Here is a 15,046-nt window from a genome sequence, read left to right as displayed (position 1 = left end):
GTCAGCGCCCCCCCTCCTGCCAGCCCCCTGCGCGCCCCTTGCGCCGTCCCCATAACATGATAGACTATGTCAAGTATTAATCACTATCCATTAGAAGCCATACGCCAACTATGAAAGGAAGCGCCATGGACTACGAGGCCTACTACCGCAAGAGCGACGACTATGCCGCCTACTACGCCGCCATCGCCGCGGCCTCCCCGCGCGACCCCCAGGCTACGGCCCGCACCCGCGATGCTGACGGCACCATCCCCGTCGAAGCGCGCGAGCTGCTGTTCAACGTGGCGGCCGAGATCAAGAACACCTTCCACGAGCTGGGCGCTCCCCTGCCGCCGCTGCTGGAGGGCTGCACGGTGGTCGACCTGGGCTGCGGCAGCGGCCGCGACACCTACCTGGCCGCCCAGCTGGCGGGCCCCGCGGGCAAGGTCATCGGCGTGGAGCCCGACGCCGAGCGCCTGGGCATCGCCCGCAAGTACCTGGCCCAGGAGATGCGCCAGTTCGGCTACGACCAGGCCAACGTGGAGCTGGTGAACGCCGTGCCCGAGGACCTCTCCTTCATCCCCGACGGCAGCGTGGACGTGGTCATCTCCAACTGCACCTTCAACCTCTCCCCCGACAAGGGCGCCTACATCCGCGAGGTGCGCCGCATCCTCAGGCCCCAGGGCGAGTGGTACTTCACCGACGTGTACACCGATCGGCGCATCCCCCAGGACGTCTCCGACCAGGTGGAGAACGTGGCCCAGCGGCTGGGCGGCGCCCTGTTCGTCGAGGACTTCCGCCGCATGGCCCAGGCGGCCGGCTTCCACGACCCGCGCTACGTCATGACGTGGAAGACGCCGATCACCGCCGAGGAGCAGGCCGTCTACCCCGGCATCGCCTTCGCCACCATCACCTCCCGCCTGCTCGCCTCAGAGCTGACGAGCGACCACTGCGAGAACTACGGCGAGAAGGTGATCTACGACGGGTCGCTGCCCGGCTACCCCGACTTCTTCCTGTTCGACAAGGACATCCGCTTCCCCGCCAACCAGGAGTGCCCCGTGTGCGACAACGTGTCGGCGCTCGGCCTGGACGGCTGCCGCTATGCCAAGGTCATCACGGTGATCGGCGACCGCTCCGTCCACTACGGGGACATCCACGGCGACGCCATCATCAAGACGGCGCCCGACTTCGAGGGGGTCCTCGACGAGGATGACCGCCCCATCCAGGCCAGCTGCTGCTAGCCAGCCCAGGCGCGCCCGCTGCGCCAGCGTCACCCCGAAGGTGATCGGGCGCGACGGTATAATGCGCCTGACCACCAACCGAGCTACGTGAAGGAAGAGCATGGAACCTATCAAGTTCATGGTCGTCAGCGGCTTTCTGGGAGCCGGCAAGACCACCACGATGATCGCCCTGGCCGAGCACATGAACGCCACCTACGGCGAGACGGCCATCATCGCCAACGACCTCGGCGCCAACCTGGTCGACACCAGCCTCACCCAGACGAGCGGCTGCACCGTCACCGAGATAGCCTCGGGCTGCATCTGCTACCAGATGGACAACGTGGTGGATCAGCTGCGGCGCCTGCGCGACAAGGACCGCGCCGTCTTCGTCATGAGCGACATCCCCGGCTGCGGCGTGGGTGCGCTCGACCACGTGTACCACACGCTGGCCCGCGAGCACGCCGACGAGTTCCAGCTGGCCCCCTTCACCGTCATCACCGACCCGGAGCGCCTGCGCATGATCATGCCGGAGAAGGCGGACATCAACCTCCCAGAGGAGCTCGTGTACCTGCTGCAGCTGCAGCTCGAGGAGGCCGACCTGGTGGTGCTCAACAAATGCGACCTGCTGACGGACGAGGAGCAGGCCCGCTACGTGGAGTTCCTCAAGACCGCGGTTCCGGACATCCCGGTGCTGTGCATATCGGCGCGCGAGAAGACGGGCATCGCCGAGCTGGCCGACTTCATCACCACCCGCGGATCGGCGCTCAAGAACTTCTCGGTGCGCGACAACCACGAGTTCGAGCAGGCCGAGGCCAAGCTGACCTGGTACAACCGCCGCATGTACTTCAAGGCCGCCGACGACGGGAAGATAGACATGAACGCCGTGGTCGAGGATCTCATCGAGGAGATCCGCATGGGGCTCATCGAGCGCAAGCGCAACGTGCCGCACCTCAAGACCTTCGCCACGTCGGGCAACGGTGACTTCAACAAGGCGTCGCTCATCGGCGTCGACTACGACATCGAGTACGAGCAGCAGTTCCTGCGCGACCACAAGAACATGCGCATGATCATCAACGCTCGCGCGGTATGCGAGTCGCGGCCGCTCGCACGCCTGGTCGACGACGCCGTGGACGAGGTGTGCGAGCGCTACGGGCTGGACTGCCAGGTGTTCTTCACCGAGTGCTTCGGCATGGCCGACGAGGGCCGCTAGTGGCCGCCCCCGCGGGCGCGGCCGGCCCGGCCGCCGGCGTGGCCCATGCCTCGCTCGTGCCCTCGCTCGACGGGTCGCAGATCCCCGACGCGGGGCTCTCCGTCCACGACCAGGTGCGGGAATACTACGGCCGCATCCTCGCCGGATCCGACGACCTGAAGACCAACGCCACCTGCTGCACCACCGACGCGCCGCCCAAGTACGTGCGTGACGTGATGCCGCTCATCGCCGACGAGGTGATGGAGCGCTTCTACGGCTGCGGCAGCCCCATCCCGCCGGCCCTTGAGGGCTGCACCGTGGTGGACCTGGGCTGCGGCGTGGGGCGTGATGTGTACGTGCTGTCCAAGCTGGTGGGGCCGACCGGCCGCGTCATCGGCGTGGACATGACCGCCAGCCAGCTGGAGGTGGCCCGCCGCCACCAGGCCGAGATGGCCGAGCGCTTCGGCTTTGCGACCTCCAACGTGGAGTTTCGCCAAGGCTACATCGAGGACCTGGCCGAGCTGGGCATCGCCGACGAGTCGGTTGACCTGGTGGTATCCAACTGCGTCATCAACCTGACGCCGTTCAAGGAGCAGGTGCTCGGCGAGGTGTACCGGGTGCTCAAACCCGGCGGCGAGCTCTACTTCTCCGACGTGTTCTGCGACCGCCGCATGCCCGACGAGCTGCGCGACGACCCCGTCCTGCGCGGGGAGTGCCTGGGGGGCGCCATCTACCTGGAGGATTTCCGCCGCATGATGGCCCGCCTGGGGTGGGCCAGCTGGCTTTGCACCGTGGTGGACGACATCCACGTGAGCGACCTGGCCCTCGAGACTAAGCTCGGCTTCACCGGCTTCACGTCGCGCACCGTGCGCGCCATCAAGGCCGCCGGCCTGGAAGACCGCCACGAGAACTGGGGGCAGACGGCCCGCTACCTGGGCACCATCCCCGAGATGCCCCGCTACTTCGACCTGACCGACGAGATCCGCCTCATCAAGGGGCGGCCCGTGGCCGTGAGCGGCAACATGGCCGAGATGCTGGCCCAGTCGCGCTACGGCCGCCACTTCGAGATAACCCCGCGCGGCGCCCACCGCGGCGCCTTCGACTTCGCGCGGGCCCAGGACGCCGTAGAGGCGCGCCGCGGGAAGAAGGCCGTCGACCTGGCGTATCTGGACGAGGCGCTCGCGCGCATCGGCGCCCCCTCCTTCGAGGAGCGCGTGGACGCGCCGGCCGTGCTCACCGCGCCCGAGGGCAACGGCACGCTGCAGGCCAACATCACCTACGCCTGCAACCTGGCCTGCCGCCACTGCTACCTGGAGTGCTCGCCGCGCAGCGAAGAGCGCATGGACCGCGCGACGATGGAGGCGGTGCTCGACGCCTACGAGGCCGGCGGCTTCCACACGCTCGACGTGACCGGCGGCTCGCCCGAGCTGCACCCGGACTTCCCGTGGTTCTTGGCCGAGGCGGGCCGGCGCGTGCGCGAGCGCGGCGGCAAGCTGATCGTGCGCACCAACCTGACGCTGCTCGACCGGCCGAAGCACGCCCACTACCTGGACGACTACGCGGCCGCGGGGGCGGCGCTCACGGCGTCGCTGCCCTACTACGACTCGTCGGCTGCCGACGCCCAGCGTGGGCGCGGCGTGTTCGAGCGGGCCATGCGCGTCATCAAGGAGCTCAACGCCCGCGGCTACGGCGTGGCGGGGGCGCGGGCCGAGGCGGGGACCGAGGCCACCGGGGAGGCGCAGGCGCTCACCCTGGATCTCGTGTACAACGTGAGCGGCCCCTTCCTGCCGCCGCCCCAGGACCTGCTGGCCGACCTCTACCGCGAGGAGCTAACGCGCCGCGAGGGCATCGCCTTCGACGACCTATTCGCCTTCAACAACTGGCCGCTCGGGCGCTTCGCCCACGACCTCCTGGACGCGAACCTCTTCGACGACTACCTGAGGCTGCTGGTGGAGAGCTTCAACGCGCTCGCCGTCCAGCGCATGATGTGCCGCGACCAGGTGAACGTGGACGTGGACGGCCGCCTCTACGACTGCGAGGTCAACCACGTGCTGGAACTGCCCATCCAGCTGCCCGTAGACCCGGCCGACCCGGACGGCCCCACGCGCGACGCCACCGTGCACGACCTGGCCCGCGGCCCCCTGCCGGCCCGCGCCCTGCGCACGCACCCGGTGTGCTACAGCTGCGCCGCCGGCTTCGGCAGCAGCTGCGGCGGCTCCCTCGTCCACGAGCGGAGCTAGCCTGCGGGCGCAGGCAGTTGTGGGGCGGGCGCCGGGCGGCGCGCCCCCGCGTGCGGCAGCGCGCCGCAAAGTGGCCAAAAAGTGCGACCTGACGACAGCGGGCCGCCGCGATCCTGGCTGCGCTCCCGCATATCCCCAGGTCGCGTTCGCGGCATCTCCCCCGGATGCGAGAAGACGGCCCCGAGGGGGCCGTCTTCGGGCTTCAAATGTCGTCAGGTCGCACTTTTTGGCCACTTTGCGGCCTGGAACGTGCACGCATGCCGGGAGCGCATGCGACAGAAGCCCCCGCCACCGAGGACGCGCCGGCCTGGGGCTGCCGCGCGCATGGCGGCCTCCAGCAGAAAACCCTCCCCGCGTTCTCTAACGGTATTGCCGCAATCTCACCCTTCTCGTACCGTTCTGGCACAATGGTCGGTGCCTCGAACATCGTATGCACTTTGTGTGGTAGTTTCTAAATAGTTTAGAAACTAAAGTATATTGATCAGCCAAACCCGAGCGCCGGGCACCCGAGCGCCACCCAAACGCCCCACGGAGACAGGAGGGACAGGCATGGGCAGATTCTCGGACAACCTTCGACGCGGGCTCTACGCCTTCATGGCGGGACGCAACGGCATGGACGCGCTGGCCCAATACGCGCTGGGCGCGGGCATCATCCTCACGGTGCTGGACTTCTTCTTCGGGAGCCTGCTGCTCTCGCTGCTGTCGCTCGCGTTTCTGGTCTACTCGCTGTTTCGCTGCTACTCGCGCAACATCGGCGCCCGCGCGACGGAGAACGCGCGCTTCGAGAGCTGGCTGCGCAAGCCCCGGGCGGCCCTCGCGCGCCTGCGCGGACGCTGGGCTAGACGCAAGGACGTCAAGTACCTTAAGTGCCCCCAGTGCGGTCAGCCCCTCAGCGTGCCGCGCGGCAAGGGAACGCTGCGCGTGACCTGCCCGAAGTGCCATGCGCAGACCACGGTAAAGTCCTAGGGGGCTTCGTGTTCGGCTTCGTCGTCGCCAGCTTGGGCACCGTATCCGATGAGGAGAAGGCGCGCTACCAGGCGCTGTACTGCGGGCTGTGCCGCACGCTGCGCGACCGGTACGGCCAGGTCAGCCGCTTGACGCTTACCTACGACCTCACCTTCTACCTCATGCTGTGCAACGCGCTCCACGAGCCGCCCGAGGAAGAGGGCGCGCTGCGCTGCCCCGCCCATCCCACACGCGTGCGGAGCTATGCGCGATCGCGCTTCGCCGACTACGCCGCCGACCTGACCGTCGCGTTGGCCTACCACAAGTGCCTCGACGACTGGCACGACGACCGCGCCCTGCGCGCGAAGGCCGCTGAGCGCCTGCTGGCCGGCTCCTACGCGAAGGCGCACGAGCGCATCCCCGAGCAGTGCGGCGCCATCGAGCGGTCGCTCGCCGCCATCGGCGCCATCGAGGCCGACTCCGACCCCACCCCCGATGCCGCCGCCATCGAATTCGGCGCGCTGCTCGGACGGCTCTTCGCCCACGACCAGGGCATCTGGGCAGACCAGATGGAGAGGTTCGGGCGCCAGCTGGGGCAGTTCGTCTACCTCATGGACGCCGCCGTCGACTACGCCGACGACGAGCGCTCCGGCAGCTACAACCCCTTTGTCCGCCTGGAGTCGAACCCGCAGGATATGCGGACTTTGCTTGCAGTTCTCATCGGCAACGCCGCAGACACCTTCGAACGGCTACCCTTGGAGCAGGATCTGCATCTCATGCGCAGCGTGCTGTACGCAGGCGTGTGGCAGCAGTTCAACAGAACGTACCCGAGCACGACCGAGCAGGATACCATGGAAGCCAAGCGCTAGCGCGCCGGGCACCGAGGCACGGGAAGCGTCGGCCCGCGCTCCGCGCGACGCCCGCATCCCGCCTGCCGCCAGGCGTCCACGCACACCGCGCCCATCCCGCCCGACCGGCCGAAGGAAAGGCCCATGACCGAGAATCCCTACGACATACTCGGCGTCAGCCGCGACGCATCGCCCGACGAGGTGAAGAAGGCCTATCGCAAGAAGGCCCGCGAGGCGCACCCCGACCTCAACCCCGACGATCCCACCGCCGCCGAGCGCATGAACAAGGTCAACGAGGCCTACGACCGCATCATGAACCCGGAGAAGTACGCGCGCGAGGACGCCCGCCGCCGTGCCGCCGCCTACGGCGCGCCCTACTCCCCCGGCTATGGCCGTCCCGGCGCAGGCCCGCACCAACCCGGCCCCGGGACGAACGCCGGCGGGCCCTACGGCGCGCCCGGCGGCTATCAGTGGGTGGAGATCAACTGGGAGGACATCTTCGGCGGAGCCGGCTTCGGCGGAGCGGCCGCGGCGACCATCCACCCGGAGGCCTCGGCATCCGACGGCCCCGAGGCGCGGCTCGCCGTGGAGGCCATCAACGCCGGCCGCTATCAGGAGGCCCTCTCGGCGCTGGAGAAGGTGGTGCGCTCCGGCCGCAACGCTCGCTGGCACTACCTCATGGCGCTGGCCAGCCATGGCGCCGGCCAGCCGACGGCGGCCCTGGGTCACATTCGCCGCGCCCGCCAGATGGATCCCGCCAACGCCGACTACCTGGCCGCCGAGCGCTCCTTCACCCAGCGCGCCGCGGCCTATCAGCAGCAGGGCGAGTCGAAGGGCTTCTCCATGGGCTTCCTCGACCCCACCAATCTGTGCTGCTGCCTCTGTTGGGGCAGCATGCTCTGCGGCCCGGGAATCCCCGCCGCCATCTGCTGCCTCTAGCGCACGCGGAGGCGTTCCGCAAGGCGAGGCGCCCGGGTTATTCGAGCGCCCTGCGCGGGGATGGCCCCATCGTGCAGCCGCCGCCATCTGCTGCCTCGAGACGGCCGCCTCGCCCCGCAAGACGCCCCCCACGGGGCCGAACATCCCCCCGCGAAACGGGGCCCTGGCACAGCCGCCGCCACCTTTTCGCGCCCTGATGGCACTAATTCGCGTTTTGGTACGGTATCCGGGTGCGCTTCGAGCGCAGGCTGGCCCCGCCGCCAAAGCCGACCTGGGAAAACGTCGCCGATGGCGGCCCGAGCGACTCGCGATGGACGCCGGCGGGGGCGCCAAACCGTACCAAACCGTCGATTAGTGCCAAAAAACGGCGAAAAAGTGGCAGCGAGAGCCGGGCCGGCCCAAACGCGGCACCTGCGCAACCGGGCACCACGCTCGGACGCCCCTCCCACGCGCCCCACATGCCCGGACGCCCCACGCGGGCGAGCGCCGCGCTCGGCCACGACGCCCTAGCGGCGCAGGGCCACCATCTGCAGCGCCTCGCCGAAGAGCTGCCCTGCGCCGTTCTTCACGGCGAAGGCCGCCTTCTCCGGGTCGGCCACCATGCTGCCGGCCAGGAAGTCCACGCCGCTTTCCAGCAGCAGGGGCGCCATAACGGCCGAGGGCCCCACCATGGTGGTGAAGGCACCGACCCCCGATGCCAGCGCCAGCAAGCGCGGGGCCGTCTTGTTGATGAGGGTGACGCCGGTCATGAAGACGAAGTCCGCCTCGGGCAGCACGTACTCGCAGGCGGGGTCAGGCGTGTCGAGCGGGCCAGTGCACGCGCGCTCCAACACCGTGAGCTGGGCATACTCCTGAATGCGGTCAACATGGGGGAAGTGGCCGATCACCACCACCCGGCTCTGGGAGCCGGCGGCCTCCACCTGGGGACGCACCAGCTCGAAGGCGTCCGTACGGCGAATGAAGCCGTAGGGCAGCTCCACCGGCTCCTCCACCTGAGCGCCCAGGGGCACCACCAGATCCGGCCGCGAGTACCAGGCGTTGAGCGCCGCCACGCCCAGCGTGGCCTCCTCGAAGCACCAGGACTTGGCCAGCTCAGCCAGCTCGCACAGCGGACGCCCGCGCCAGTCGGACTTGTCAGCGCGCTGGGCGCCGCGCGTGGTGGTGAAGGCCACGCCCATGCCACAGTCGGCCTCGACGTAGGACCAGTGAGTGCCCAAGCACAGGTCGCGCACGAGCACGCCCTCGGACACGCCGGCAATGAGCTGGTCATAGAGGGCCCAAGGGGAAGAAGCGGGAGAGTTCATGAGGATTCCTTTCTCGATGGGAAGGCGCTCCGAGCGAAGCCGACAGCCGGGAAGGGGCCGGCGGAGCGGCCGGCCTCATGGGAGAGGACGGGGGGGGGCCGGCCGACTCGTCAGGCAGGTGGGCGGCAAAGGCCTAGCGCGGCTGGGCGTCGGCCAACAGGTCGGCCAGCTCGGCGTCGCTCAGATCATACTGGTACATGGTGTGGTAGTAGGCCCGCGTCACGTCAGCGATGGTGTCGTCGAACTTGTCGGGGTAGAGCAGGCGCGGCAGCCACTGCAGGCCCATGATCTGGTTCACCGTAGGCGGGTTGTTCATCCAGCAGTACGGGTCGTTGGGCACCTGGTAGTAGGCGCCCTCGTCGATGGCCGCGACGCCGGCCCACGCCGGGTCGTCGCCCACCGTGTCGTAGATGCTGCCCGCCTGGAAGATAATGAGCTCCGGGTTCCAGAGGGCTATCTGCTCGAGGCTCACCTCGTTGCCGTTGCCCTTGCCCGACACGTCATCGACCACCACGACGTTGTTGGCCACCATGTCCATGACGGCGCCCTGGAAGGACGTCTTGGCGATGGCGTTGAGGCCGTTCTCGCCCAAGAGGTAGGCCATGTTCGCGCGCTCGCTCTCGGGGATGGTGGCCATGACGCTCTCCACCTTCTCGTAGGCGGCGCGGCAGTAGTCGGCCAGCTCCTGGCCACGATCCTCCATGGCGAGCATCTCGCCCAGGCGCTCGTAGGCGGCGCCATAGTCGGAGAGCTTGGCCTCGATGAACACCACGGGGATGCCCAGCTGCTCCTGAAGAGCGTCCAGGTCTTCCTTGGCGCCCTTCTTGGCCTCGCCGGTGTCGATGATGACCTGCGGGTTCTCAGCAGCCACAGCCTCGCGGTTGAGATTGTCCGTGGCGCCGAGCACCGCGCCGAACACCGGGCAGCCCTTGAACTTCTCGCCGAAGATCCTCAGCTGGTCGTCACTGAGCTCCTGGGCCAGGCCCACCATCTTGTCGGGGGCCATGGTCAGCAGCACCTGCTGGGCGGTGAAGCCCGAGGGGCAGATGCGGTCGATCTGGCGGGGCAGCTCCACCTCGCGGCCCAGGTCGTCGGTGAAAACGTAGGTCTCGGGCTCGGCGGCCCTCTGCCCCTGCGGGGGTTCGGCGGCCTTCTGCTCCTGCGGGGCGCAGCCGGTCAGGCCAAGGCCCAGGCACGCGGCCAGAGCCAGGGCGCATAGCAGCGCCAGCAGGCCAGCCGCGCCCCTTCTCATCGTGATGGACATGGCGTTCCTTCCCTTCCGTTTCCTATAGTCGCTGCTCAAGCTCGCGCACAGGCACGCAGACGCGCACCTTGTCGCCATAGAGGGAGTTGACCTCAACGTCCACGTCGTAGAGGTCGCTGATGAGCTCGGAGGTGATGGTGTCGTAGGGATTGCCGAAAGCGCGGACGCTCCCGTCGTTGATGACGAGGGTCTTGTCCGAGTAGAGGAACGCCTGGTCGGGATTGTGGGTGGACTGCACGATGGAGAGCCCCTCGCGCGCGAGCTGGCGCACGCAGGACAGCACGCGCACCGTGTTGCCGTAGTCCAGCGCGCTGGTGGGCTCGTCCATGATGATGGTCTGGGCGTTCTGCGCGAGCGCCCGTGCGATGAGCACCAGCTGCTGCTCGCCGCCGGATATCTGGGTGTAGGAGCGATGGGCCAGCCGCTCGACGCCAATGCGCTCAAGGGCCTCGTAGGCGCGCTTGACCTGGGCCTTCCCCGGCGTGCTCAGCATACGCAGGTCGCTGCCCGTGGCCATGAGCACCACGTCGAGCACCTCGTAGTCGTAGACCGGCGCATGGGACTGCGGAATGTAGGACACCTCGCGCGCCCGCTCGCGCACCGGCAGGCGGCGCAGATCCTTGCCGTTGACCCGAATCTCGCCCGTGTAGTGGGAGCACAGTCCCAGGATGCAGCGGAACAGCGTGGACTTGCCCACCCCGTTGGGGCCGAGCACGTTGACGAGCGTGGCGTCGGGGATGGCGAAGCTCACGTCGCGCAGCACCTCATGGCTGCCGTAGGAGAAACTCAGGTCGCGCACTTCGATGCTCATAGCTTCTTCCTCCGCGTGATGAGGTACAGGAAGAACGGCGCGCCCACGAAGGCCGTGAGAATGCCGATGGGGATCTCGGCGGTGGTGGCCAGGCGGGCCACGTCGTCCACCACCAGCAGGAACCCGGCGCCCATCAGCATGGACGCGAGGATGAGACGGCGGTAGTCGGCCCCCACCAACATGCGGCACAGGTGGGGGATGACCAGGCCCACCCAGCCAATCATGCCCGTGACGCACACGCTGGAGGCGGTGACGATGGTGGCGGCCACGATGACGACGATGCGGATGAGCCGCGCGTTGACGCCCATGGTGGCGGCCTCGTCATCACCCATGGTGAGGATGTTGACGCGCCAGCGCAGCGCGAAGAGCACGGCACAGCCCCCGAGCATGAGGGGGAACACGGTAGCGACCTCGCTCATCTTGGCGCCGGTGAGCGACCCCATGAGCCAATAGGTGATGTCAGCCAGCTCGTCAGTGGGGTCGGCCACCAGCTTGGCGTAGGAGACGCCCGCCTGGAACAGCGAGCTCACCATCACGCCGGCCAGCACCACCACCATCATATGGTTGCCCTTGGCCCGGGCGCTGATGAGCAGCACGAGGAACACGGTCAGAAGCGCCATGGCGAAGGCCGCAAGCGACACGCCCGCCGCGCTGAAGCCCAGCAGGATGGCCAGGGCCGCGCCGAAGGCCGCGCCCTGGCTGGCGCCCAGGATGTCCGGCGAGACGAGGGGGTTCTGGAAGGTGCCCTGGTAGGCGGCGCCGGCCACGGCCAAACAACAGCCCACCATGAGCCCCAGCAACACACGGGGCAGGCGCACGTTGAAGAAGAGGGTGGCCTGCTGGTCGGTCCATGTCTGCGGGAGGGGGATGACCTGGTCGACGAGCATGGCGATGGCCTGGAGGGGATCGATGGGATAGCGGCCGAGCATGAGCGAGACGCCGGCAGCCACCACCACGAACACCGCAAGCCCCGCCACGACGGCCCGCCCGCTACGCGCCGCCTCCGAGGCCCGTGGGCACCCGCAGTCGCCCCCAGGCCGCATGCTGGCGGAGGCGGCCAAGCGCTCGTCTTTCGCCATCACCCCTCCTCCATATTATTCTCATATGTGGATATTCACAATTATGAATAATAGCGAGTTGGTAATTATTTTGCAATAAGGATAATTTTGGTCAGGGATGGGCGGCGCTGACTGGGAGGGACGCCGGCCGCAAGCCAGGGCGGCGCTGGCCGAGGAGAGACGCCGACCGCTAAGACGCAGGTCATGGGCGGGGCGTCGACGCTGGCCGGGAGGGGAACGCCGGTCATGGGCAGAGATGTCGATCACGGGCGGAACGCCGGCGCTGCCCGGGAAGGGGGGGGTCGGCCGCAAGCCAGGGGGACGCTGGCCGGGGGGCAGCCGCCGGCGGGGCAGGCGCGCTGGCCGGGGGGGGCTGGCCGGACGAAACGCCGGCCGCGGGGGGGCGTCAGCCTCGGGCGGCGGGATGAGCGGCGCCGGCCGCAAGGGGCGTCAGTCTCAGGAGAGGGCGGCGCGCAAGGTCGCCCGTCCCTCGTCGCTGGGGGCGATGAGCTGCGCGCCGCCCCACAGACTTCCAAAGCGCGCGGAGACGACTTCGGCCAGACGGGCGCGTGCCACCACGAGGGAATGAGGCCACGAGGGCAGGGAGCCGCGGGCGAGCAGCGCCAAGGCCTCGGTCAGACCCCCGTCGCGCTCCAGTTCCAGGCGCCCGAGCTCGTCGATGACCAGCAGCCCCGGCGCGTCCTCCCCCACGCGGAACTCGAGAGAGGCAAGGTGAGCGTTGACCTGGGCGAGAGCCGCGTCGTCGATGGCCCAGGCCAGCTGAGCCCGAGCGCTCTGACTGGCAGCGTCGTAGGCGCCATCCGCCTGGGCCAGGTCACGACGCCGCGCAAAGCCGATGCGCTCGCCACCTGGGAGGAGCACCTGGTCGATGCCGAGCTTCTCGAAGCCGTTGGAATCAGCCTCGGGGCCGGCGGAGGGCACCCACACCCCCGGGGCCGTCACCCCGTAGGCAGGCACTCCCTCGGCCGCCAGCTCGCCGAGAACATCCTCGAGCCAGCGGGTCTTCCCGGTCTGCACCTGACCGGTGAGTACGAAAAGCATGGCGACTCCCTTCTTGCCCGATGAATTATTCTCATACAAGCATAACACAGCGCGCAGACGGGATGCGAATCCCCATGCCCGCTAGCTAGACGGGCAGAGAGTCGCCCCCCCCCTCGCGCTCGCCGACGGTCAGGCGTCAAGCTGCCCGCCCAACGCCCTCTGCCCGGATTGGCGTCAAGCCGGCCCGTCAACCAACGCCGCTGCCACGTTTCCGTGCTCAGATGGCACTAATCGACGTTTTGGTACGGTGCGTGGGTGCGCTTCGGGCGCGCGGAGGCTCTGCCGCGAAAGCCGACCTGGGAAAACGCCACCGCCCGCACCCCGAACGGGCGACGGGGGACGTTAATGAGGGCGATGAGGCGTACCAAACCGTCGATTAGTGCCACAAAACGGCGAATCCGTGGCAGCAGGAGCTGGGTAAGGCAGACTGCAACGCGCGGAGCGGCCACCGAACCGTACCAAAGCGCAATTCAGTGCCATTCGGCGGCGAAAAAGTGGCCGCAAGGGTCAGCGCGGGCGGGTTGCGAGGCGAAAATGGCTGCGAGAGCGAGTGGCATCGCGCCCCAAGGCGAGGCTGGCCATCACGCCCCGCCGCGGAGTCTAGAGCGCGAACTTCTCCCTCACGCGCACGAGCTTCCTGCGCCACGGCACATAGATGACCAGCAGGAACCCCACCGTGGCTGCAGAGTGGACGAGGTCGAAGGGAAGCGCGGCCGCGTAGACGCCGAGCGCCACCGGCCAGGTGATGGGCTGCACGAACCCCGCGAGCGTCCATGTGTTCATGAGCAGGCCGAACAGCAGGCCGGACGCGAAGCCGTAGGTCGCCAGCACGCCGCGGCGCTCGAGCAGGCCGGCATCTGCCAGCACGCCGGCCAGGTAGCCGACGAGGCCCCAGGCGTACATCTGCCACGGCGTCCAGGGGCCCTGGCCGAAGAAGAAGTTCGACACGAGCGCCGCGAGCGCTCCCACCATGAAGCCGCAGCGGCGGCCGAACACGGCGCCGGCCAGGATGCACACGGCGCTCACCGGCTTCACATCCGGCAGCGGCGCGAACAGGATGCGCCCGGCGGCGGCCAGCGCGCCGAGCACCGCCGTGGGCACCACCTGGCGCAGAGCCGGGCGCGAGCGCTCGAAGTCGGCGAAGAACAAGGCCAGGGCGCCAGCGGCCACGGCGAAGGTGAGCAGCGCCGTCTGCTGGAGCTGGAGCAGGGCGCACGCCACGAGGGCCGCCGGCACCGCAGCCAGGATGAGCGCCTCCGCGACCGCGGGAAGCCGCCGGCCAGGCGCCTCGGGCCCGCCGCCGCGGGAAGCCGTCGGCGCCCTCATGCGCGCCCCTCCCCCGCGCCCGAGCGCACGCCCTCGCCAGGTCGGGGCGCTCCGCCCGCCGGCACGGTATTCGCGGCCTGCGCCTGGGCAACCTGCGCATCCCACAGGACGGTGAACCCATCGGGCTGGGGGCGGTAGAACAGATTGCGCGCGCAGAACTCGGCCGGGGGCTGGGTGCAAGCGGCCTCGCCGTCGAAGAGCATGGTCACCGTATCGGCCACGCGCGAGGCGAAGGCAAGGTCGTGGGTAACCATGACCAGGGTGCGGCCCTCGTCGCGCAGGCCTCGCAGGATACGGGCTATCTCCAGGCGCGAGGGCGCGTCGAGGCCCTTGGTAGGCTCGTCCATCAACAGCAGCCGCGGCTCGATGAGCAGGAGCTTCGCCAGCGCGAGCTTCTGCTGCTGGCCGCCGGACAGGTCGTAGGGGTGCCGGTCGCCCAAGCCCTCAAGGCCCAGGCGGGCGGTCACCCGCGCGATGGCGTCGGCGCCGTAGCCACCGGGGCCGGCCCACTCGGCCAGCTCCTCGGCCACCGTGTCGCACACGAGCAGCATCTTGGGGTTCTGCGGCAGAAGCGCCTGGTCAGCGCGGAGGGCGTTGACCACACGACCGCGCTCGAGGCGCAGGGTGCCCGCCAGCGCGCGCAGCATGGTCGACTTGCCGCAGCCGTTGCCGCCCACCACGGCGTGGATAAGCCCTTCCCCCAGCGTGAGGTCGAGGCCGCGCAGCACCCAGTCGGCCCCGCGGTCGTAGCGAAACCACGCGTCGGAGAAGGAGACGGCCGGCGAAGCCGCGCGAGCCGCAGCCCCGCCCAGCCCGCGCTCGGCCCGCCCGGCAGGCGCGCCCGCAGCCGCGGACGGCTCGCCC

13 protein-coding genes are annotated in these 15,046 nt (G+C 69.1%); 6 read left to right on the top strand and 7 right to left on the bottom strand.

Going from position 1 to position 15,046, the window contains the following annotated elements:
* Positions 1 to 125: 125 nt before the first annotated feature.
* The 6 genes from D1643_RS06635 (at position 126) to D1643_RS06610 (ending at position 7,357) form a co-directional block, all read left to right on the top strand.
* Positions 126 to 1,217: a methyltransferase domain-containing protein gene (locus D1643_RS06635; RefSeq protein WP_160709877.1), complete on the top strand. Its 1,092-nt coding sequence runs from the start codon at positions 126 to 128 to the stop codon at positions 1,215 to 1,217.
* A gap of 100 nt (positions 1,218 to 1,317) precedes the next feature.
* Positions 1,318 to 2,406: a GTP-binding protein gene (locus D1643_RS06630; RefSeq protein ID WP_160709876.1), complete on the top strand. Its 1,089-nt coding sequence runs from the start codon at positions 1,318 to 1,320 to the stop codon at positions 2,404 to 2,406.
* The gene (locus D1643_RS06625; protein WP_201751009.1) at positions 2,406 to 4,625 is read left to right on the top strand and encodes a DUF3641 domain-containing protein; all 2,220 of its coding nucleotides are present in this window, start codon (positions 2,406 to 2,408) and stop codon (positions 4,623 to 4,625) included. Before D1643_RS06630 ends, D1643_RS06625 begins: the two co-directional genes overlap by 1 nt.
* Before the next feature lie 549 nt (positions 4,626 to 5,174).
* Positions 5,175 to 5,591 carry a hypothetical protein gene (locus D1643_RS06620; RefSeq protein WP_160709874.1) on the top strand — a complete coding sequence of 139 codons (417 nt, stop codon included), beginning with the start codon at positions 5,175 to 5,177 and terminating at the stop codon, positions 5,589 to 5,591.
* A gap of 8 nt (positions 5,592 to 5,599) precedes the next feature.
* Entirely contained in the window at positions 5,600 to 6,439 is an 840-nt protein-coding gene (locus tag D1643_RS06615; RefSeq protein WP_160709873.1) for a DUF5685 family protein, read from the top strand.
* A gap of 123 nt (positions 6,440 to 6,562) precedes the next feature.
* A complete protein-coding gene (locus D1643_RS06610) occupies positions 6,563 to 7,357 on the top strand; it encodes a J domain-containing protein (RefSeq protein ID WP_160709872.1) in 795 nt (264 codons plus the stop codon).
* Positions 7,358 to 7,863: 506 nt separating this feature from the next.
* On the opposite strand, the gene D1643_RS06605 is transcribed toward D1643_RS06610, so the two are convergent.
* The 7 genes from D1643_RS06605 to D1643_RS06575 all read right to left on the bottom strand — a co-directional run.
* Entirely contained in the window at positions 7,864 to 8,661 is a 798-nt protein-coding gene (locus tag D1643_RS06605) for a DUF364 domain-containing protein (RefSeq protein ID WP_160709871.1), read from the bottom strand.
* A gap of 133 nt (positions 8,662 to 8,794) precedes the next feature.
* On the bottom strand, positions 8,795 to 9,925 hold the full coding sequence (locus tag D1643_RS06600; RefSeq protein WP_201751007.1) for an ABC transporter substrate-binding protein: 1,131 nt from the start codon (positions 9,923 to 9,925) through the stop codon (positions 8,795 to 8,797).
* A gap of 22 nt (positions 9,926 to 9,947) precedes the next feature.
* On the bottom strand, positions 9,948 to 10,736 hold the full coding sequence (locus tag D1643_RS06595; RefSeq protein WP_160709870.1) for an ABC transporter ATP-binding protein: 789 nt from the start codon (positions 10,734 to 10,736) through the stop codon (positions 9,948 to 9,950).
* Positions 10,733 to 11,815, bottom strand: coding sequence for an iron ABC transporter permease (locus D1643_RS06590; protein WP_160709868.1), 1,083 nt, complete (start codon positions 11,813 to 11,815; stop codon positions 10,733 to 10,735). Before D1643_RS06590 ends, D1643_RS06595 begins: the two co-directional genes overlap by 4 nt.
* A gap of 435 nt (positions 11,816 to 12,250) precedes the next feature.
* On the bottom strand, positions 12,251 to 12,856 hold the full coding sequence (locus tag D1643_RS06585) for a hypothetical protein (protein WP_160709866.1): 606 nt from the start codon (positions 12,854 to 12,856) through the stop codon (positions 12,251 to 12,253).
* 600 nt (positions 12,857 to 13,456) lie between these two features.
* On the bottom strand, positions 13,457 to 14,182 hold the full coding sequence (locus D1643_RS06580; RefSeq protein ID WP_160709864.1) for an ECF transporter S component: 726 nt from the start codon (positions 14,180 to 14,182) through the stop codon (positions 13,457 to 13,459).
* Positions 14,179 to 15,046: energy-coupling factor ABC transporter ATP-binding protein (locus D1643_RS06575; protein WP_160709862.1), on the bottom strand; the 868-nt coding region annotated here is incomplete at its 5' end. The genes D1643_RS06575 and D1643_RS06580, both read right to left, overlap by 4 nt.

The sequence above is a fragment of the Enterorhabdus sp. P55 genome, from assembly GCF_009911695.1.
In the GTDB taxonomy this organism is placed as follows: domain Bacteria; phylum Actinomycetota; class Coriobacteriia; order Coriobacteriales; family Eggerthellaceae; genus Enterorhabdus.
Note: the sequence above shows the minus strand (reverse complement) of the source record. Positions and strands in the feature narration are given on the sequence as shown.